The organism is Pseudomonas sp. CH61 (genome assembly GCF_059429415.1).
Genome location: NZ_CM182098.1, coordinates 609,426 through 628,682, shown reverse-complemented (window position 1 = coordinate 628,682; position 19,257 = coordinate 609,426). Strand labels below are relative to the sequence as shown.

Below are 19,257 nucleotides of genomic sequence, written 5' to 3'. Positions count from 1 at the left end.
GCTAGACTGCCCGCAAAGGGAGTAAAACCATGCTCGGTCGCTGTCGCACACTACATTTTCTGTTTTTGATGCTGGTCCTCAATCTCGGCGGCTGCGCGTCGTGGCTCAGCGACGAAAGCGTCGACCCCGCCGTGCATCTGGTGAAAGTCGAAGTGGTGCGCGCCAAGCTGCTCGAACAGAAATTCATCCTGCACTTTCGCATCGATAACCCCAACGACAGCGACCTGACCGTTCGCGGCCTCGAATACCGCATTCATCTGGCCGATATGCTGCTGGCCGAAGGCGAGCATGAACACTGGTTCACCGTCGGGCCCAAGCGCAGCGCCTATTTCAAAGTGCCGATCCGCACCAACCTGTGGCCGAAGGTAAAAGACGTGGTGAAAATGCTGAAAAATCCGAACCAGCAGATTCCCTATCGACTACAGGGTGAAATGGAAACCGGTTTATTCATCGCCCACTACGTGCACCTTGAGCGCAATGGCGTGATAATCCCCGCCGATTTAATTCCGGAGCAACACCGATGACCCAGCAACCTCATGTCCATGGCCCTGACTGCAACCACGATCATGACCATCATCACGAGCATGACCACGGTCATGTTCACGGCCCGAACTGCGGCCACGCCCACCAGGAACCGGTGCGCAACGCCCTGAAAGACGTCGGCCGCAACGACCCTTGCCCATGCGGCAACGGCAAGAAATTCAAGAAGTGCCACGGCGCGTGATGCCCGGGGCGAAGCACTTCTTCGCCTGACCTGCCGCCTTCGCGAGCAGGCTCGCTCCCACAGTCAATCGAGTTCCTTCAGTTGGAATGCAATACCTGTAGGAGTGAGCCTGCTCGCGATGAGGCCGGCACATTCAACATCCTTGGCAACTGACAGACCGCTATCGCGAGCAGGCTCACTCCTACAGGTGAGCGGGTTTCTTCAGTTGCAATGCAATCCCCTGTGGGAGCGAGCCTGCTCGCGATGAGGCCGGCACATGCAACATCGTTGTCGCATGAAAAACCGCTATCGCGAGCAGGCTCACTCCTACAGGTGAGCGGGTTTCTTCAGTTGCAATGCAATCCCCTGTGGGAGCGAGCCTGCTCGCGAAGGGGCCGGCACATTCACTGAGTCCTTTTCAGCCTGCTGCCAAAATCTGTGCACAGCTGACCACCGCCGCATACTCCCCGTGCAAATTCCCCAGCGACATTCCGTGCACCTCTTCCGCCGTGCGCAATGTGCCGAAATAATCGGCCTTGTCGAAGGTGAAGCACGCATCCTCGGCCACCCACGCATCAAACCCAAGATTGCCCGCCGTGCGCGCTGTCGACTCCACCGAGTTGTTGGTCGCCACACCGACGATGATCAACTGGCAGATGCCCGCCTCCCGCAACCGCGCCTCCAACCCGGTGGCACAAAACGCATCCGGCACCTGCTTCTGAATCAGCCATTCACCGTCCTGCGGCAAAAACCTCTCTTGAAATTCCACCCCGTCCTGCTCAGGCCAAAACACCGAATCCGGCTCCCGCGACAGGTGCTGCACATGAACCACCGGCCTCGCGCTATGCCGCCAAAGCCCCAGCAATTCAAGGATTCGCTCTTCCGCCTGAGGATTATTGCGCCGCCCCAAACGCGGCTCGAGGATGCCTTTTTGCTGGTCGATGATGATCAGTGCAGCGTTGGCCCGAAGCTCCATGGCGATTTTTCTCACGCGGGTCATTGAATTCTGCGCAGTTCAGCATCACCTCTTCCTGTTAAGCAAGCTATCGAACGCACACGGGACGACCTGACGCCGGCGTTTGCTGTCCGCACGCAAGTCCATTTCAGCTTTGGAGTTTTCCATGATCGACCTGTATTACTGGACCACCCCCAACGGCCACAAGATCTCCCTGTTCCTCGAAGAAGCCGGCCTGCCGTACAACGTGCACCCGATCAACATCAGCCAAGGCGAGCAGTTCCAGCCGCACTTTCTGAAAATCGCCCCGAACAATCGCATCCCGGCCATCGTCGACCACACGCCTGCCGATGGCGGCGAACCGCTGTCGCTGTTCGAATCCGGGGCAATCCTGCTGTATCTGGCGGAGAAGACCGGGAAGTTTCTGCCCAAAGACCTGCGCGGTCGGCAAACGGCGTTGCAATGGCTGTTCTGGCAAATGGGCGGACTGGGGCCGATGGCCGGGCAGAATCATCATTTCAGCCAGTTCGCCCCGGAGAAAATCCCCTACGCGATCAAGCGCTACATCGACGAGACCGCACGGTTGTATGGCGTGTTGAACAAGCAGCTGGCTGATAACGAATTCGTCGCCGGCAGCGAATACAGCATTGCCGACATGGCGATCTATCCGTGGATCGTCTCGCACAAATGGCAGAGCCAGAACCTCGAAGACTTCCCGCATGTGCAGCGCTGGTTCAACCACATCAAGGATCGCCCGGCGACAGTGAAGGCCTACGCGTTGGTGCAGAAAATCAATCCACCCAAATCCTGAACCGCCCTGATTCTGATCGTTCCCACGCTCTGCGTGGGAATGCAGCCCGGGACGCTCTGCGTCCCTTCAAAGCCAAACGCAGAGCGTCCGTTGAGGCATTCCTTTGCTGCGCGTGGGAACGATCGTCGAGAACTGAAGAAATAACTCTGTCGCCCGCTTGCGCGGCCACCTCCTGCTCACTAACGTAGCGCCTTTACTGACGCTACCCCCCGCAGGAGCTTTGCCATGGCCTCGCCAGCCCTTACTCATTTTCTTCCCCGGTTCGGCGTTGCCGCAGCAGTGGCCGGTGTTTTGGGCCTGTCCGGTTGCCAGACCTGGAACGCTCAGGACACCCTCCCGCCGACCTCCGGCGTGCAACCGCTCAAGGGCCTGGCGCAGAACGTGTCGGTGCGCCGCAATGCCATGGGCATGCCGTTGATCGAAAGTAATACTTTCCACGACGCGCTGTTCAGCCTCGGCTACGTCCATGCCAGCGACCGCATCAACCAGATGGTCACCCTGCGCCTGCTCGCTCAGGGCCGTCTGGCGGAAATGTCCGGCGCATCGATGCTCGATGCCGACCGCTACATGCGCGCGGTCAATCTGAAGAAAAGCGCCGCTGAGCTGTACAAAGCCTCGTCGCCACGCCTCAAGCGTTTCTTCGAAGTCTATGCACGGGGCGTCAACGCCTATCTGTTCCGCTACGCCGACAAACTGCCGGGCGATCTCGCCTCCAGCGGCTACAAGCCTGAGTACTGGAAACCGGAAGATTCGGCGCTGATTTTCGCCCTGCTGAATTTCAGCCAGTCGGCCAACCTGCCGGAAGAGATTTCCTCGCTGGTGCTCGCACAAACCGTGACCACGGACAAACTCACCTGGCTGACACCGTCCGCACCCGACGAAAACCTGCCACTGGCCGAGGCCGACAAGCTGCAAGGTCTCAAGCTCAACGGGCAAATTCCGGGGCTGACCGAGCTGAGCAGCGCCAGCCAGCAACTGTCGGCGCTGAACCTGCTCGGCACTCCGTCTTCGAACAACTGGGCGATCGCCCCACAACGCAGCCGCAGCGGCAAGAGCCTGCTGGCCAGCGACGCCCATGGCCCGCTCGCCGCACCGTCGCTGTGGAGCTTCGTGCAGATCCGCGCACCGAAATATCAGGCCGCTGGCGTGACCGTCGCCGGTTTGCCGCTGGTCCTCGGAGGTTTCAACGGTAAAGTGGCGTGGAGCATGACCAGCGTGCTCGGCGATAACCAGGACCTGTTCCTGGAAAAAATCCGTCGTCAGGGCAGCAGTTTGACCTACGAGGTCAACGGCAAATGGCAGCCGCTGGGCGTGCGCAACGAAACCTACTTCGTCAAAGGCCAGCGACCGATTCGGGAAGCGGTGTACGAAACCCGCCACGGCGCGCTGCTCAACAGTGCTCAGGCAGCGGCGCAAGGCAACGGTTTCGGCCTGGCCTTGCAGACGCCGAGCTTCACCGATGACAAATCGCTGGATGCGTTTTTTGATCTGACCCGTGCGCAAACTGTTGAACGTGCCTCGGATGCCAGCCGTGAAATTCGCGCTATCGCACTGAATCTGGTGTTCGCCGATGCGAGCAATATTGGCTGGCAGGTCACCGGGCGTTTCCCGAATCGCCGGGAAGGCGAAGGCCTGCTGCCGTCGCCGGGCTGGGAGGGTCGCTATGACTGGGACGGTTACGCCGACCCGATGCTGCACCCGTACGATCAGGACCCGGCGCAAGGCTGGCTCGGCACCGCCAACCAGCGCGTGATTCCTCACGGTTACGGCATGCAATTGTCGAACTCGTGGGCCGCACCGGAACGTGGCGAACGTCTGGCGGAGCTGGCTGGCAGCGGCAAGCACGACAGCCGCAGCGTGATCGCCATGCAATACGACCAGACCACCACGTTTGCCGCCAAGTTGAAGAAGGTCTTCGAAGAGCCGGGCATGAAACAACCGCTGAAACAGGCGATCGATGCCCTGCCGGAAGCGGATCGCAGCAAGGCGCGTGAAGCGTTTACACGGTTGATGGCGTTCGACGGCAAACTCAGCCCGACCTCGGCAGATGCGGCGATCTATGAGTTGTTCCTGCAGGAAAGCATGAAGCAGATCTTCCTCGACGAACTCGGCCCGGAATCGAGCCCGGCGTGGAAAGCGTTTATCGCCAATGGTGATTTGTCCTACGCGGCGCAGGCTGACCATCTGTTGGGACGCGAGGACAGTCCGTTCTGGGATGACATTCGTACGCCACAGAAAGAAGACAAAGCGCTGATTCTCGCGCGCAGCTTCGCCGCGGCAATCAGCGCTGGCGAGAGTCAGTTGGGTGGCGATCACAGAACCTGGCAGTGGGGCAAGTTGCACAATTATGCCTGGAAGAACAGCAATGGTCAGACCGTGCGCGGGCCGCTGGCGGCCGGTGGCGATCACACCACGTTGAACACTTCGGCGTTCGCTTGGGGGCAGGACTTCACCACCACGCGTGCGCCGTCGATGCGTTTCATCGTCGACTTCGGCCAGGCTGAGCCGCTGATGGGGCAGAACGGTACGGGGCAATCGGGGAATCCGGTCAGCCCGAATTACCTCAATGGCATCGATGCGTGGCTGAAGGGGCAATACATCGGTCTGCCGATGCAGCCGCAGAACTTTGACCGGGTTTATGGCAAGGCCCGCCTGACGCTTACTCCCGGCAAATAAGCTGTACATCAAAAGCCCCTCACCCTAACCCTCTCCCGGAGGGAGAGGGGACTGATTGGGGGATGCTTGAGTCATACGCCGACCTGAACGTGCACTGCCGGATCCGGAATTTGCTCGGTTCAACTCGTCGGGCATCTCGGTCAGCCTTGTAAATCAAAAGCCCCTCACCCTAGCCCTCTCCCAAAGGTAGAGGGGACTGATTGGGGGTTGCTTGAGTCATACGCCGACCTGAACGGGCACTGCCGGATCCGGAATTTGCTCGGTTTAACTCGTCGGGCATCTCGGTCAGCCTTGTAAATCAAAAGCCCCTCACCCTAGCCCACTCCCGGAGGGAGAGGGGACTGATTGGGGGATGCTTGAGTCATACGCCGACCTGAACGTGCACTGCCGGATCCGGAATTTGCTCGGTTCAACTCGTCGGGCATCTCGGTCAGCCTTGTAAATCAAAAGCCCCTCACCCTAGCCCTCTCCCCGAGGGAGAGGGGACTGATTGGGGGTTGCTTGAGTCATACGCCGACCTGAACGGGCACTGCCGAATCCGGAATTTGCTCGGTTTTTCAGGTCGATGTAGCTCGCCAGACACCTCGGTCGGCCCCCTCTCCCTCTGGGAGAGGGCTGGGGTGAGGGTGGCTCTTCAAAGTCGATAGAACTTCCGGACACGCGCCAACCTCATAGCTAACAAGCCCCCCATTTCTGGTAACGACATGGACCTTGTTATCGCCCGTCCCGAAGGTCTTTATTGCCCTGCCGGGGATTTCTACATTGACCCGTGGCGCCCTGTCGAGCGCTCGGTCATTACCCATGCCCACGGCGATCATGCCCGTATCGGCAACCAGCACTACCTCGCCAGCAGCGCCAGCGAAGGGATTCTGCGCGCGCGACTGGGGCAGGACATCAACCTGCAAACCCTCGCCTACGGCCAGCGCCTGACGCACCACGGCGTCACTTTGAGTTTTCACCCCGCCGGGCATGTGCTCGGCTCGGCACAGGTACGCCTGGAATACGGCGGCGAAGTCTGGGTCGCATCGGGTGACTACAAAATCGAACCCGACGGCACCTGCGCCCCATTCGAACCGGTGCGCTGCCACACCTTTATCACCGAATCGACCTTCGGCCTGCCGATCTATCGCTGGCAGCCACAGGCGCAGGTGTTCAGCGAGATCAATCAGTGGTGGGCCGCCAATATCGCCGCTGGAAAGGCCAGCGTGTTGTTCTGTTACTCGTTCGGCAAGGCCCAGCGGATTCTCCACGGCATCGACGCAAGCCTCGGCCCGATCCTCAGCCACGGTGCGGTCGAGCCGCTGAATCGGGTCTACCGCGAGGCGGGCGTGTACCTGCCGCCGACGATCTACGCCGGTGACGTAAAAAAAAGCGACCCGATCATGCGCCAAGCCCTGGTCATCGCCCCGCCCTCGGCCGGAGGCAGCAGCTGGATGCGTCGATTTGGCGAGTTCAGCGACGCGTTTGCCAGTGGCTGGATGCGTTTGCGCGGCACCCGCCGGCGGCGCGGTGTCGATCGTGGTTTCGTGCTCTCCGATCACGCCGACTGGCCCGGCCTGCTCTGGGCCATCGAGCAGACCGGCGCGGAACGGGTGATGGTCACCCACGGCTCGATTGGCGTGCTGGTGCGGCATCTGCGCGAACAGGGTCTGGACGCCCAGGGTTTCAACACTGAATACGGCGATGACGAAGAAGAAAACATCGCTGCCGAACCGACCATCGCCGAGATGCCAGCATGAGAGCATTCGCCGAGTTGTACGCCGAACTCGACGCGACCACGTCAAGCAACGCCAAACTGGCGGCGATGCAGACCTACTTCGCCCAGGCCGAACCCCATGACGCCGCGTGGGCCGTGTACTTTCTGTCGGGTGGCCGGCCCCGGCAACTGGTGCCGGTGCGAATCCTGCGCGAACTGGCTGTCGAGATTTCCGGCCTGGAACCGTGGTTATTCGAAGAAAGTTATCAAGCAGTCGGCGACCTCGCGGAAACCATTTCGCTGGTACTCGCGGAAAACCCGCACAGTTCCGACGCTGGCCTCGCCGAATGGATCGAAGACAAACTGCTGCCGCTGCGCGGGAAAACCCCGGAGTTCCTCAGCCGCCAACTGCCCGCCCTGTGGGCGCAACTGGATCGATCGAGCCTGATGCTGTGCATCAAATTGATCACCGGCAGTTTCCGCGTTGGCGTCTCGAAATTGCTGGTCACCCGGGCCTTGGCCTCAATGGCCGGACTGGACAGCAAGCGCGTGGCGCAGCGTCTGGTCGGTTACACCGATCTGTCCAACCGGCCGAGCGCCGCCAGCTACCTGAAACTGATCGCCCCTGAGTCCAGCGATGAACATGCCCAGCGCGGCGGTCAGCCCTACCCGTTCTTCCTCGCCCATGCCTTGTCGCAACCGGTTGAAGAGTTCGACGCGCTGATTGGTCCGGCCAGCGACTGGCAGATTGAATGGAAATGGGATGGCATCCGCGCACAAGTGGTCAAGCGTGAAGGCCGGCTGTGGATCTGGTCGCGGGGCGAGGAACTGGTCACCGAGCGCTTTCCCGAATTGGACGTGCTGGTGCACGGACTGCCTGACGGCACGGTGATCGACGGCGAAATCGTCGTGTGGAAAAGCACGCATCCGCGCACTGAAGACGCCTTCGATCCGCAATCGACTGAACCTCCCGCGGTGCAACCCTTCGCCCTGTTGCAACAACGCATCGGCCGCAAAAACCTCGACAAGAAAATCCTCGAAGACGTACCGGTGGTAGTGCTCGCCTACGACTTGCTGGAATGGCAGGGCGAAGACTGGCGCAACCAGCCGCAGGCCAAACGCCGTACACAACTGGAAGAGGTCATCGCCCGTTGCAACAGCCCGGTGCTGTTGGCCTCGCCGGTGCTGACCGGCAGCGACTGGTTCGACCTCGCCCGCCAGCGCGAAGCCTCACGGCGGCTGGGCGTTGAAGGGATGATGCTCAAGGCGCGGGATTCGCTGTACGGGGTTGGCCGCACCAAGGACATGGGCGTCTGGTGGAAGTGGAAAGTCGATCCGTTCAGCGTCGATGCGGTGCTGATTTACGCCCAGCGCGGGCATGGTCGGCGGGCCAGTTTGTACAGCGATTACACCTTTGCCGTGTGGGACGGCCCGCCCGAGTCCAGCCAACGCGCGCTGGTGCCGTTTGCCAAGGCCTATTCCGGGCTGACCGATGCGGAAATGCGCCAGGTCGACAGCATCGTGCGCAAGACCACCGTGGAGAAATTCGGCCCGGTGAGCAGTGTGAAGCCGAGCCTGGTGTTTGAGCTGGGTTTCGAAGGCATCGCCCTGTCGCGGCGGCATAAGAGCGGGATTGCCGTGCGGTTTCCGCGGATGCTGCGCTGGCGTCAGGACAAGACCGTGGATGAGGCGGATAGCCTTGCCACCCTGCAGGATCTGCTGGCCTGACCCCGTTTCCCGGGACATTGATCGTTCCTACGCTCCGCGTGGGAATGCCTCAACGGACGCTCCGCGTTCGGCCTTGGAGGGGACGCGGAGCGTCCCGGGCTGCATTACCACGCAGAGCGTGGGAACGATCAACCATCTGCTTGCCTGCCCCCGACAAGCCACAAATCTGTGCACGCTTTCTGCCGCGCCCGTTTTCGTGCACTCATCCATTGATCTTGTAGCTCTCCTCACCTTTTAAAACACTTGTTCGGGACTCTGGTTCGGAAATTGCTACTTTCTATAGGTCGTACGCGTTCCAGTAACAATAATTCTGCGCCACAAGCGCTCATATTGGTTCTTAGGGATTGAATAATGAAAAAAGCATTGCTGACCCTTTCTGCACTGGCGTTGTGCATGGCCGCTGGCTCCGCGCTGGCCAAGGAATACAAAGAGCTGCGCTTTGGCGTTGACCCTTCGTACGCACCGTTTGAGTCGAAAGCGGCCGACGGCAGCCTGGTGGGCTTCGACATCGACCTGGGCAACGCGATCTGCGCCGAACTGAAGGTCAAGTGCAAGTGGGTCGAAAGTGACTTCGACGGCATGATTCCGGGCCTCAAGGCCAACAAATTCGACGGCGTGATCTCGTCGATGACCGTGACCCCGGCCCGCGAAAAAGTCATCGACTTCTCCAGCGAACTGTTCTCCGGCCCGACCGCTTACGTGTCGAAAAAAGGCTCCGGCATCACCGCAGACGTTGCGTCGCTGAAGGGCAAAACCGTCGGCTACGAACAAGGCACCATTCAGGAAGCCTACGCCAAAGCCGTGCTGGACAAGGCCGGCGTGAAAACCCAGGCCTATCAGAACCAGGATCAGGTGTACTCCGACCTGACTTCCGGCCGTCTCGACGCCGGTATTCAGGACATGCTGCAAGCCGAACTGGGCTTTTTGAAGTCGCCACAGGGCGCCGACTATGACGTCAGCAAGCCGGTCGACAACGAATTGCTGCCAGCCAAAACCGCTGTCGGTATTAAGAAAGGTAACACTGAGCTGAAGGCGCTTTTAGATAAAGGTATCAAAGCGTTACACGATGACGGCAAATACGCCGAGATTCAAAAGAAACACTTTGGCGATCTGAATCTGTACAGCGGCAAATAATGCCCCGGCGCCCATCCTCGATGGGCGCCTTTTCCATCCGCTCAGGTTGCTGATTTATGTTCGAAAACCTCTTACAAAATCTGGGGCTCGCAGCCTTCAGCCTCAAGGGTTTTGGCCCGTTGCTGTTGGAAGGCACCTGGATGACCATCAAATTATCGGCGTTGTCGCTGCTGGTGGCCGTGTTGCTCGGCCTGCTCGGCGCCAGTGCCAAACTGTCAAAAATCAAACTGGTGCGCCTGCCCGCCCAGCTCTACACCACGCTGATTCGCGGGGTGCCGGATCTGGTGCTGATGCTGCTGATTTTCTACAGCCTGCAAACCTGGCTGACGTCCCTGACTGACTACATGGAATGGGAATACATCGAGATCAACCCGTTCAGCGCCGGGGTGCTGACGCTGGGCTTCATTTATGGCGCGTATTTCACCGAAACTTTCCGTGGGGCGATCCTCGCCGTGCCGCGCGGTCAGGTTGAAGCCGCCACCGCGTATGGCCTCAAACGCGGCCAGCGCTTTCGCTACGTGGTGTTTCCGCAAATGATGCGCTTCGCCCTGCCGGGTATCGGCAACAACTGGATGGTGATGCTCAAGGCCACCGCGCTGGTGTCGATCATCGGCCTCGCCGACCTGGTCAAAGCCGCGCAGGACGCCGGTAAAAGCACTTATCAACTGTTCTACTTCCTGGTTCTCGCCGCGTTGATCTATCTGCTGATCACCAGTGCCTCGAATTTCATCCTGCGCTGGCTTGAACGTCGTTATGCCGCCGGTTCCCGGGAGGCTGTACGATGATCGAACTTCTGCAGGAATACTGGCGCGCCTTCCTTTATACCGACGGCCAGAACATCACCGGGCTGGCAATGACGATGTGGCTGCTCAGCGCCTCGATCTTCATCGGTTTTCTGGTGTCGATTCCGCTGTCGATCGCCCGCGTCTCGCCGCACTTCTACATTCGCTGGCCGGTGCAGTTCTACACCTACCTGTTCCGGGGCACGCCGCTGTATATCCAGTTACTGATTTGCTACACCGGGATCTACAGCCTCGCCGCCGTGCGTGCGCAACCGTTGCTCGACAGTTTCTTTCGCGATGCGATGAACTGCACGATCCTCGCCTTCGCCCTCAACACCTGCGCCTACACCACGGAGATTTTCGCCGGGGCGATCCGCAGCATGAACCACGGCGAAGTCGAAGCGGCCAAGGCGTACGGTCTGACCGGCTGGAAGCTGTATGCCTACGTGATCATGCCCTCGGCCCTGCGCCGTTCGTTGCCGTATTACAGCAACGAAGTGATCCTTATGCTGCACTCGACCACCGTGGCTTTCACCGCGACCATCCCCGACATTCTGAAAGTTGCGCGGGACGCCAACTCGGCGACCTTCCTGACCTTTCAGTCGTTCGGCATCGCCGCGCTGATCTACCTGACCATTACCTTTGCGCTGGTCGGCCTGTTCCGCCTTGCCGAACGCCGATGGCTGGCCTTCCTCGGCCCGACTCACTAGGACAACCCTGCAAATGCGCCACCTGATCCATGACTTGCTGGCCCCGCTGCCGGGGACCGCACGACAGATCCACAGCTTCCACTTCGGCCCGGAGCAGGCCAAGGGCAAGGTTTACATTCAGTCTTCGCTGCACGCCGACGAATTGCCGGGCATGCTCGTCGCCTGGCACCTCAAGCAACGTCTGGCCGAGCTGGAAGCGGCCGGGCGCCTGCGCAGCGAAATCGTGCTGGTGCCAGTGGCCAACCCGGTCGGCCTCGAACAAGTGCTGATGGACGTGCCGCTGGGCCGCTACGAACTGGAGAGCGGGCAGAATTTCAATCGCTGGTTCGTCGATCTCAGCGAAGAGATCGGCAACGCCATCGAGGGCAAGCTGAATGACGATCCGCAGCACAACCTCGAACTGATCCGCACACATCTGCGCAACGCCCTCGCCCGCCAGACCGCCAGCACGCAACTGCAATCCCAGCGCCTGATCCTGCAACGGCTGGCCTGCGACGCTGACATGGTGCTGGACTTGCACTGCGATTTCGAATCGGTGGTGCACCTTTACACCACGCCCGAAGCGTGGCCGCAGGTCGAACCGCTGGCGCGCTACATCGAAGCGCAGGCGAGCCTGCTGGCCACCGATTCCGGCGGCCAGTCGTTCGACGAATGCTTCACGCTGCTGTGGTGGCAATTGAAAGAGCGCTTCGGCGAACACTTCGAGATTCCACTGGGCAGTTTCTCGGTGACCGTCGAATTGCGTGGTCAGGGTGACGTCACCCATCCGCTGGCCAGCCGCGACTGCCAGGCGCTGATCGACTACCTGATCCAGTCCGATGCGATCGTCGGCGAGACCAAACCGCAGCCGCCATTGCCGTTCCCGGCCACGCCTCTCGCGGGAGTCGAACCGGTGACCACGCCGGTCGGCGGCTTGCTGGTGTACACCGCCACGGCCGGGCAAGTCCTGCAAGCCGGGCAGCAGATCGCTGAAATCATCGACCCGATCAACGACCGGATCACCCCTATTCATTGCACCAGTGCCGGCGTGATGTACGCCCGCTCGCTACGCCGCATGGCCACTGCCGGCATGGTCATCGCCCATGTTGCGGGTGCTGAAGCCTATCGCAGCGGCTACCTACTTTCGCCTTGAGGATGTCTGTCCCATGTACAAACTGACCGTTGAAGGCCTGCACAAAAGCTATGGCGACCATCAGGTGCTCAAAGGCGTTTCGCTCAAGGCCAAGACCGGCGACGTGATCAGCCTGATCGGCGCCAGCGGCTCGGGCAAAAGTACCTTTTTGCGCTGCATCAATTTTCTCGAACAACCCAACGACGGCGCCATGAGCCTCGATGGCCAGGCGATCCGCATGGTCACCGACCGCCACGGCATGCACGTCGCTGACGCTGATGAACTGCAACGTTTGCGCACGCGGTTGGCAATGGTGTTCCAGCATTTCAACCTGTGGAGCCACATGACCGTGCTGGAAAACATCACCATGGCCCCGCGCCGTGTGTTGGGTTGCAGCAAACAGGAAGCCGATGATCGTGCGCGGCGTTATCTGGACAAGGTCGGCTTGCCGGCGCGAGTGGCGGATCAATATCCGGCGTTTCTCTCCGGCGGGCAGCAACAGCGCGTGGCGATTGCCCGGGCGTTGGCGATGGAGCCGGAGGTGATGTTGTTTGATGAACCGACCTCAGCGCTGGACCCCGAGTTGGTGGGGGAAGTGTTGAAGGTGATTCAAGGTTTGGCCGAGGAAGGCCGGACCATGATCATGGTGACCCATGAGATGAGTTTCGCCCGGAAAGTCTCCAGCCAGGTGTTGTTCCTGCACCAAGGTCTGGTGGAAGAAGAAGGCGCGCCCGAAGAAGTGCTCGGCAACCCGAAAAGCGAACGCCTGAAGCAATTCCTCAGCGGCAACCTGAAATAACGCCGTACACAATCCCCCTGTGGGAGTGAGCCTGCTCGCGATAGCGTCAACACATTCAACATTGATGTGACAGACACACCGTCATCGCGAGCAGGCTCACTCCTACAAAAAGCACACCGTGCCAGCCTGAAAAATCAAACTTGTCGACCTGCCGTGCGGTCACTGGAAGAACACCTCCAGAGCGCGCGCAGCCCGCATGGCGAAATCCCCCGACCTGGCAAAAATCTGGTTCAGCGCCCGCGACTGGAAGCCGTTCGCCTTTCAGAAACAGGTGTGGGCGGCGGTCAAAAACGGCGAATCCGGCCTGCTCCATGCCAGCACCGGCGCCGGTAAAACCTACGCGGTGTGGTTCGCGGCACTCAATCGCTTCGCGCGCTCGCAGCCTCCTGTCGAAGCCCCGCGCAAACGCAAAGCCCCCGCCGAACCACTGACCTTGCTGTGGATCACCCCCATGCGCGCCCTCGCCGCCGACACCGCGCGCGCCCTGCAAACGCCGGTCGATGACCTGCAGATCCCATGGAGCATCGGCTTGCGCACCGGTGACACCAGCAGCAGCGAACGAGCCCGGCAGAGCCGGCGCCTGCCGACTACGTTGATCACCACCCCGGAAAGCCTGACGCTGTTACTGGCCCGCGCCGATGCACAAGTCGCGCTGTCGAGTCTGCGCATGATCGTCGTCGATGAATGGCACGAACTGCTGGGCAACAAGCGCGGCGTGCAACTGCAACTGGCCCTCGCCCGCCTGCGGCATTGGCAACCTGAGCTGATCGTCTGGGGCGTGTCCGCCACCCTCGGTAATCAATCTCACGCCGAACAGGTGCTGATCCCACAGGGTGGCGGCATCAGCATTCAGGGACAAAGCGAAAAATCGCTGAAGGTCGATACCCTCCTCCCACCGGCGATTGAGCGTTTTCCGTGGGCCGGACACATCGGTCTGAAGATGTTGCCGCAGGTCGTTGCTGAACTGGATGCCTGCGCCAGCAGCTTGGTGTTCACCAATACTCGGGCGCAATCGGAAATCTGGTATCAGGCGCTGCTGGAGGCGCGGCCGGACTGGGCTGGGTTGATTGCGCTGCATCACAGTTCACTGTCTCGCGAGACTCGCGACTGGGTCGAGCAAGCCCTGAAGGACGGCCATTTGAAAGCCGTGGTCTGCACCTCAAGCCTGGACTTGGGCGTGGATTTCCTGCCGGTCGAGCGCGTGCTGCAGATCGGCTCGGCCAAAGGCGTCGCGCGTTTGATGCAACGTGCCGGGCGCTCCGGCCATGCACCGGGGCGCACGTCACGAGTAACGCTGGTGCCAACTCACAGCCTTGAGTTGACCGAAGCAGCCGCTGCCCGCGATGCCGTCGAGCAACGGCGCATAGAACCGCGCCTGTCGCCGCACAAACCGCTTGATGTGCTGGTGCAACATTTGGTCAGCATGGCCCTCGGTGGTGGGTTTATTCCTGAAGAGTTGTACGAAGAAGTCCGCGGCGCCTGGGCTTATCGCGACCTGACAGTCGCCGATTGGGCGTGGGCGCTGGCTTTCGTACGCCACGGCGGGATGTCTCTGACAGCCTATCCGGATTACCGCCGGGTCGAGCCGGACGAGCACGGCGTCTGGCGTGTGCCCGATGCACGGTTGGCGCGGCGTCATCGCATGAGCATCGGCACGATCGTCAGCGATGCCAGCATCCAGCTGAAATTCTGGAGCAAGGGCGGCGGAGGTAAACAGCTGGGCAGTGTCGAGGAAGGCTTTATTGCGCGGCTTAAACCGGGTGATGGTTTTCTGTTCGCCGGGCGTTTGCTGGAGTTGGTGCGAGTGGAAAACATGACCGCTTACGTCAAACGTAGCACCGCAAAAAAAGCCGCAGTGCCGCGCTGGAATGGTGGGCGGATGCCACTTTCCAACGAATTGGCCGAAGCCGTGGTCAGGCGCTTCAGTGCGGCGGCGCAAGGCGAGTTTGTCGGCCCGGAAATGCAGGCGTTGCGACCGTTGCTGGAAACCCAGATGCGCTGGTCTGGTTTGCCCACCACAGAAAACCTGTTGGCCGAAGTATTGAAGTCCCGCGAAGGCTGGCACCTTTTTCTCTACCCGTTTGCCGGGCGCCAAGTGCATCTGGGCCTGGCGAGCCTGCTGGCGTGGCGCGTCAGTCAACGGCAGCCCGTGACGTTTTCCATCGCGGTGAACGATTACGGCCTGGAATTGCTCAGCGCTACGCCAATCGACTGGGCCGAGTATTTGAATACCGGTCTCTTCAATACTGATGATTTGTTAGCGGACGTTCTGGCCAGCCTGAACGCCGGTGAACTGGCCCTGCGGCGCTTTCGCGAGATCGCGCGGATTGCCGGGCTGGTCTTCGCCGGCTACCCCGGCGCACCGAAAAGTACCCGACAGGTGCAGGCGTCCAGCGGACTGTTTTTCGAAGTGTTCAAACAATACGACGCCGACAATCTGTTGCTGGCGCAGGCCGGGGAAGAAGTCTTACGGGAAGAACTGGATATTCGTCGCCTGGAACAGACATTGGAGCGGATCAAGGGGATGAAACTGGACGTGCATCAGGTTAAACGTCCTACACCGCTAGGGTTTCCGCTGCTGGTGGAACGCATGCGCGAAAGCATGAGTTCGGAAAAACTCGCTGACCGGATCAGGCGAATGGTCGGTGATCTGGAGAATAGCGCCGACAAGGATAAATCTCGATGAATGCGGCCTACCCGGTGCGTCTGGCTGGTGAAGAGCTTTGGCTCTTGCCGGAGAAAGCCTTGTACTGGCCCGCGCAGCAGGTCTTGTTGATTGCCGATGTGCATTTCGGCAAAGCGGCGGCTTATCGCAGTCTTGGTCAACCGGTTCCACATGGCACCACGGCGAGCAATATCGCCGTGATTGACCGGCTGCTGGCAAAGCTGCCCTGCCGCTTATTGATCTTTCTCGGGGATTTCCTCCACGGGCCCGGCTCTCATGCCCCGGGCACGCTGAGCGCGCTGGCGCAATGGCGTGCGCGTCACGCGGAGTTGCCGATGACGCTGATCCGCGGCAATCACGACAAACGCGCCGGCGATCCGCCCGAATCGCTGAATATCAGGGTGGTGCCGGAACCGCTGCTACTCGGGCCATTCGCCTTGCAGCATGAACCGGACCCGCATCCTGAAAGACACGTGCTGGCGGGTCATGTGCACCCGGTCTATCGGTTACATGGCAAGGGTCGACAAAGCTTGCGCCTGGCGTGTTTCAGGCTCGGTGAACGCATCAGTCTGCTGCCGGCATTTGGCGCCTTTACTGGGGGCTATCCGGTCGAGAAGGATGAAAGCTGCAGGATTTTTGTCATCGGCGACAACGAAATATGGCCAGTCAGTTGAAGTCTTTGCAGACCTCATCTGACTGGCCATTCGTTTTCAATGCAGATCAGGCAACCGGTGCCGGTGGCGGCTCGTCCGGAAGCGTCGGTTCACCCGGCTCGGTCGGTTGTTCGTTAGGGGTATCGGGATCGGGTTGACCGGGAATTCCGCCGGCCATGCTCAGTGGCGGATGCGCCAACAAGGACCAGGCCAATACGCCAATCTGATTGGGCTCGAGCCTTGCCAGTTCGGCAGTGATTTGCGGATCGATCTTCATAGGGCACTCCTCGGCGAAGGCCCGTTTTGCCGAAAGCAAAAACGGGCAGTACACCCCATAGAGTGTCTGCCCGCCAAAGAATTCCCGCGATCTGTCGGATGGACCGATCAGGTCCGCGGCAAGGTCACGCCACGCTGGCCCTGGTACTTGCCACCGCGATCCTTGTAGGACACTTCACATTCCTCGTCGGACTCAAGGAAGAGCATCTGCGCCACGCCTTCGTTGGCGTAGATTTTCGCCGGCAGGTTGGTGGTGTTGGAGAACTCCAGCGTCACGTGACCTTCCCACTCAGGCTCGAGCGGCGTGACGTTAACGATGATGCCGCAACGCGCGTAGGTGCTTTTACCCAGGCAGATGGTCAACACATTGCGTGGAATGCGGAAGTATTCGACGGTGCTGGCCAGGGCGAAAGAGTTCGGCGGGATGATGCAGACGTCGCTGTGGACGTCGACAAAGCTGCCCGGATCGAAGTTTTTCGGATCGACGATGGACGAGTTGATGTTGGTGAACACCTTGAAGTGGTTGGTGCAGCGCACGTCGTAGCCGTAGCTCGATACACCATAGGAGATCACTCGGCTGTCGTCGCTGCCGCGCATCTGGCGCTCGACGAACGGTTCGATCATGCCGTGTTCCTGCGCCATGCGGCGAATCCACTTGTCCGATTTGATGCTCATGGCGGGGGTGTCCTGAATAGCGAGGTGGAAAAATTCTGTCCCGCATCTTACCGGGCGCGCCGCCGGGTTCAAAGTGCGGGCTGCAATTCTCGCCGAACACCTATGAAATACGGGCTTTGACGACGAACCGTCACACCGCCGATCCCGAAAACAGAGAAACCTTCGCAAGAAGCATTGGCACTTCTCGGAAACTGGGTTAAGGTGGCGTCACTGTGTTGCTTGTGTCACTGAGAATCTCTACACGATATGTTGAATTTCGATCCAACCATCTACAAGAATTTTTCCTGCTCTTTGCACTCAGTCTCGGCCAGGGTTCTTCCTGAGTCGCAGTTATCTTTGTTCAAGGAGTTACACCATGTCTAATCGCCAAACCGGTACCGTTAAGTGGTTCAACGATGAAAAAGGCTTCGGCTTCATCACTCCACAATCCGGTGACGACCTGTTCGTTCACTTCAAAGCTATCCAATCCGACGGCTTCAAAAGCCTGAAAGAAGGCCAACAGGTTTCTTTCATCGCTACCCGCGGTCAGAAAGGCATGCAAGCTGAAGAAGTACAAGTTATCTAACTTGTAGCTTCTTTAGAAAAGAGCCCCGCCCTTAAAAGCGGGGCTTTTTTGTGGGCGTCTGTTTTTCAGCTCGCAAAAAAAGATCGCAGCCTTCGGCAGCTCCTACAGGATGTACATCAATCCTCTGTAGGAGCCGCCGAAGGCTGCGATCTTTTGCGTGTGCCTTACCAGGCCACGCCAAACCCTGCGGTGTAACGGGTCTTGTTCAAGTCCGCATCGTTGGTGCCGCTGATGATGTCACGCTCAGCCTTGAGGTTAAGCGAAGCCCAATCGGTGACCTTATAGCGCAAGCCCATCTCGGCATCCAGCGCGTAATCGGCAACACCCGACAGCGGCTTGCCTACTTCACCGCTGGTGAAGAATTCGACCTTCTTGCCAATCAGGTAACGGTTGTAGTCCCACTTCATCGCAACGGAATAGAAGTTGTCCTTGCTGCCATCGCGATACTCGTAATCGGTGCGGTTAAGCAGCGAGCCCAGCGAGAACGCACCCAACTCGTCATCCCAGAACTGGTAGCCAGGACCGGTACCGACCACGCGCTGGCGCGCCAGCTCTTCGATGTGATCACGCTTGTAGTTCAAGCGACCCTGCCAGAACCATTGATCCGTCAGGAAGCGGTCGAGTGCGTATTCGGCGCGCCAGTTGTCAGTGGTGGTTTCGTCGTCCTGCACTTCGCGGTTGTATTCACCTTCGGCGGTGTGGCGCCAGCGACCATGACGCGCCGAGGTCTTGAAACCGACATCGTAGTCATCGGTATCCTTCTCGGCGCGCTGATAGTCCAACGCCAGGTCGACATTGCCCTTCCACACCAGATCCTCGACCACCGGTTTCGGCTTGAGAATCTGCTGAATGCTCGCCAGCTCGACGGTTTTCGGCGCTTCACCGTTGGCCAGGGTGACTTTGCCATCTTCGGCGGCGGTCAGCGACTTGGACACTTCACCGGTGTAGGCATCCTGCTTGACCAACAAGTGCTGATCACTGTCCAGAGTCTTGACCTCTTTCCAGTCAATGGTGACCGCACCGGCGTACTTGGTCTGGATCAACAGCTTGCCGCCATCGAACACGGTGATGGTGCCGCTCAACTTGTCACCGTTCTTCAACCAGACAGTGTCGGCAAGCAGGGGCGTAGACGCACTGAAAACAGCAAGGCACAGCAAGGATCTGGACAACATAAGCGAATCTAAGGCTCAAGTTTGCGAAAAAGGTCGGCATTATCCGTAGGAATAAGACCCTGACAAGGACTGACCGGACTATTTCTGATGAGTTCATTTCTCAACTGCGCGATCACCGATTACTCTGCAAGCCATCAAACTGATCA

Annotated in this window: 18 protein-coding genes; 14 read left to right on the top strand and 4 right to left on the bottom strand. The window is 59.7% G+C overall.

All coding sequences use genetic code 11. From position 1 onward, the window contains the following. The first annotated feature begins 29 nt into the window (after positions 1-29). Both AC5SEM_RS02820 and AC5SEM_RS02815 read left to right on the top strand, forming a co-directional pair. On the top strand, positions 30-524 hold the full coding sequence (locus tag AC5SEM_RS02820) for an LEA/WHy family protein (protein WP_495472129.1): 495 nt from the start codon (positions 30-32) through the stop codon (positions 522-524). After that, positions 521-724, top strand: a complete 204-nt coding sequence (locus tag AC5SEM_RS02815; RefSeq protein WP_034154967.1) for an SEC-C metal-binding domain-containing protein — start codon at positions 521-523, stop codon at positions 722-724. The genes AC5SEM_RS02820 and AC5SEM_RS02815 overlap by 4 nt, the downstream gene beginning before the upstream one ends. A 397-nt stretch (positions 725-1,121) precedes the next feature. On the opposite strand, the gene AC5SEM_RS02810 is transcribed toward AC5SEM_RS02815, so the two are convergent. Continuing rightward, on the bottom strand, positions 1,122-1,679 hold the full coding sequence (locus AC5SEM_RS02810; protein ID WP_495473440.1) for a cysteine hydrolase family protein: 558 nt from the start codon (positions 1,677-1,679) through the stop codon (positions 1,122-1,124). A gap of 145 nt (positions 1,680-1,824) precedes the next feature. On the opposite strand from AC5SEM_RS02810, the gene AC5SEM_RS02805 reads away from it, so the two are divergent. The 11 genes from AC5SEM_RS02805 to pdeM all read left to right on the top strand — a co-directional run bounded on the left by AC5SEM_RS02805 (position 1,825) and on the right by pdeM (position 16,444). Next, positions 1,825-2,469 (top strand): glutathione binding-like protein, encoded by a 645-nt coding sequence (locus AC5SEM_RS02805; RefSeq protein ID WP_150749391.1) that lies wholly within the window; start codon positions 1,825-1,827, stop codon positions 2,467-2,469. 225 nt (positions 2,470-2,694) lie between these two features. Then, on the top strand, positions 2,695-5,145 hold the full coding sequence (locus AC5SEM_RS02800; protein ID WP_495472128.1) for a penicillin acylase family protein: 2,451 nt from the start codon (positions 2,695-2,697) through the stop codon (positions 5,143-5,145). Between the two features lie 704 nt (positions 5,146-5,849). Next, positions 5,850-6,884: a ligase-associated DNA damage response exonuclease gene (locus tag AC5SEM_RS02795; protein ID WP_495472127.1), complete on the top strand. Its 1,035-nt coding sequence runs from the start codon at positions 5,850-5,852 to the stop codon at positions 6,882-6,884. Beyond that, entirely contained in the window at positions 6,881-8,569 is a 1,689-nt protein-coding gene (locus AC5SEM_RS02790) for an ATP-dependent DNA ligase (protein ID WP_495472126.1), read from the top strand. The genes AC5SEM_RS02795 and AC5SEM_RS02790 overlap by 4 nt, the downstream gene beginning before the upstream one ends. A 351-nt stretch (positions 8,570-8,920) precedes the next feature. Beyond that, positions 8,921-9,703 (top strand): transporter substrate-binding domain-containing protein, encoded by a 783-nt coding sequence (locus tag AC5SEM_RS02785; protein WP_008083900.1) that lies wholly within the window; start codon positions 8,921-8,923, stop codon positions 9,701-9,703. Positions 9,704-9,759: 56 nt separating this feature from the next. Beyond that, positions 9,760-10,488, top strand: a complete 729-nt coding sequence (locus AC5SEM_RS02780) for an ABC transporter permease (protein ID WP_077571391.1) — start codon at positions 9,760-9,762, stop codon at positions 10,486-10,488. Further along, positions 10,485-11,195, top strand: a complete 711-nt coding sequence (locus AC5SEM_RS02775) for an ABC transporter permease (RefSeq protein WP_034154960.1) — start codon at positions 10,485-10,487, stop codon at positions 11,193-11,195. The genes AC5SEM_RS02780 and AC5SEM_RS02775 overlap by 4 nt, the downstream gene beginning before the upstream one ends. 13 nt (positions 11,196-11,208) lie before the next feature. Next, complete coding sequence (locus AC5SEM_RS02770; RefSeq protein WP_077571390.1) at positions 11,209-12,327, top strand: succinylglutamate desuccinylase/aspartoacylase family protein; 1,119 nt, start codon at positions 11,209-11,211, stop codon at positions 12,325-12,327. A gap of 13 nt (positions 12,328-12,340) precedes the next feature. After that, positions 12,341-13,105 (top strand): ABC transporter ATP-binding protein, encoded by a 765-nt coding sequence (locus tag AC5SEM_RS02765; protein ID WP_007918612.1) that lies wholly within the window; start codon positions 12,341-12,343, stop codon positions 13,103-13,105. A gap of 196 nt (positions 13,106-13,301) precedes the next feature. Beyond that, positions 13,302-15,791, top strand: coding sequence for a ligase-associated DNA damage response DEXH box helicase (locus AC5SEM_RS02760; protein ID WP_495472125.1), 2,490 nt, complete (start codon positions 13,302-13,304; stop codon positions 15,789-15,791). Then, entirely contained in the window at positions 15,788-16,444 is a 657-nt protein-coding gene (gene pdeM / locus AC5SEM_RS02755) for a ligase-associated DNA damage response endonuclease PdeM (RefSeq protein WP_495472124.1), read from the top strand. Before AC5SEM_RS02760 ends, pdeM begins: the two co-directional genes overlap by 4 nt. Positions 16,445-16,490: 46 nt before the next feature. Here pdeM and AC5SEM_RS02750 read toward each other — a convergent pair whose 3' ends face one another. Both AC5SEM_RS02750 and dcd read right to left on the bottom strand, forming a co-directional pair. Then, positions 16,491-16,700: a hypothetical protein gene (locus AC5SEM_RS02750; RefSeq protein WP_007918615.1), complete on the bottom strand. Its 210-nt coding sequence runs from the start codon at positions 16,698-16,700 to the stop codon at positions 16,491-16,493. Positions 16,701-16,807: 107 nt separating this feature from the next. Further along, a complete protein-coding gene (gene dcd / locus AC5SEM_RS02745) occupies positions 16,808-17,374 on the bottom strand; it encodes a dCTP deaminase (protein ID WP_007918616.1) in 567 nt (188 codons plus the stop codon). Positions 17,375-17,729: 355 nt separating this feature from the next. Between dcd and AC5SEM_RS02740 the strand changes: the two genes are divergently transcribed. After that, complete coding sequence (locus AC5SEM_RS02740; protein WP_002554837.1) at positions 17,730-17,939, top strand: cold-shock protein; 210 nt, start codon at positions 17,730-17,732, stop codon at positions 17,937-17,939. 164 nt (positions 17,940-18,103) lie between these two features. Here AC5SEM_RS02740 and AC5SEM_RS02735 read toward each other — a convergent pair whose 3' ends face one another. Continuing rightward, positions 18,104-19,111: a DUF481 domain-containing protein gene (locus AC5SEM_RS02735; RefSeq protein WP_495472123.1), complete on the bottom strand. Its 1,008-nt coding sequence runs from the start codon at positions 19,109-19,111 to the stop codon at positions 18,104-18,106. Positions 19,112-19,257: the final 146 nt, after the last annotated feature.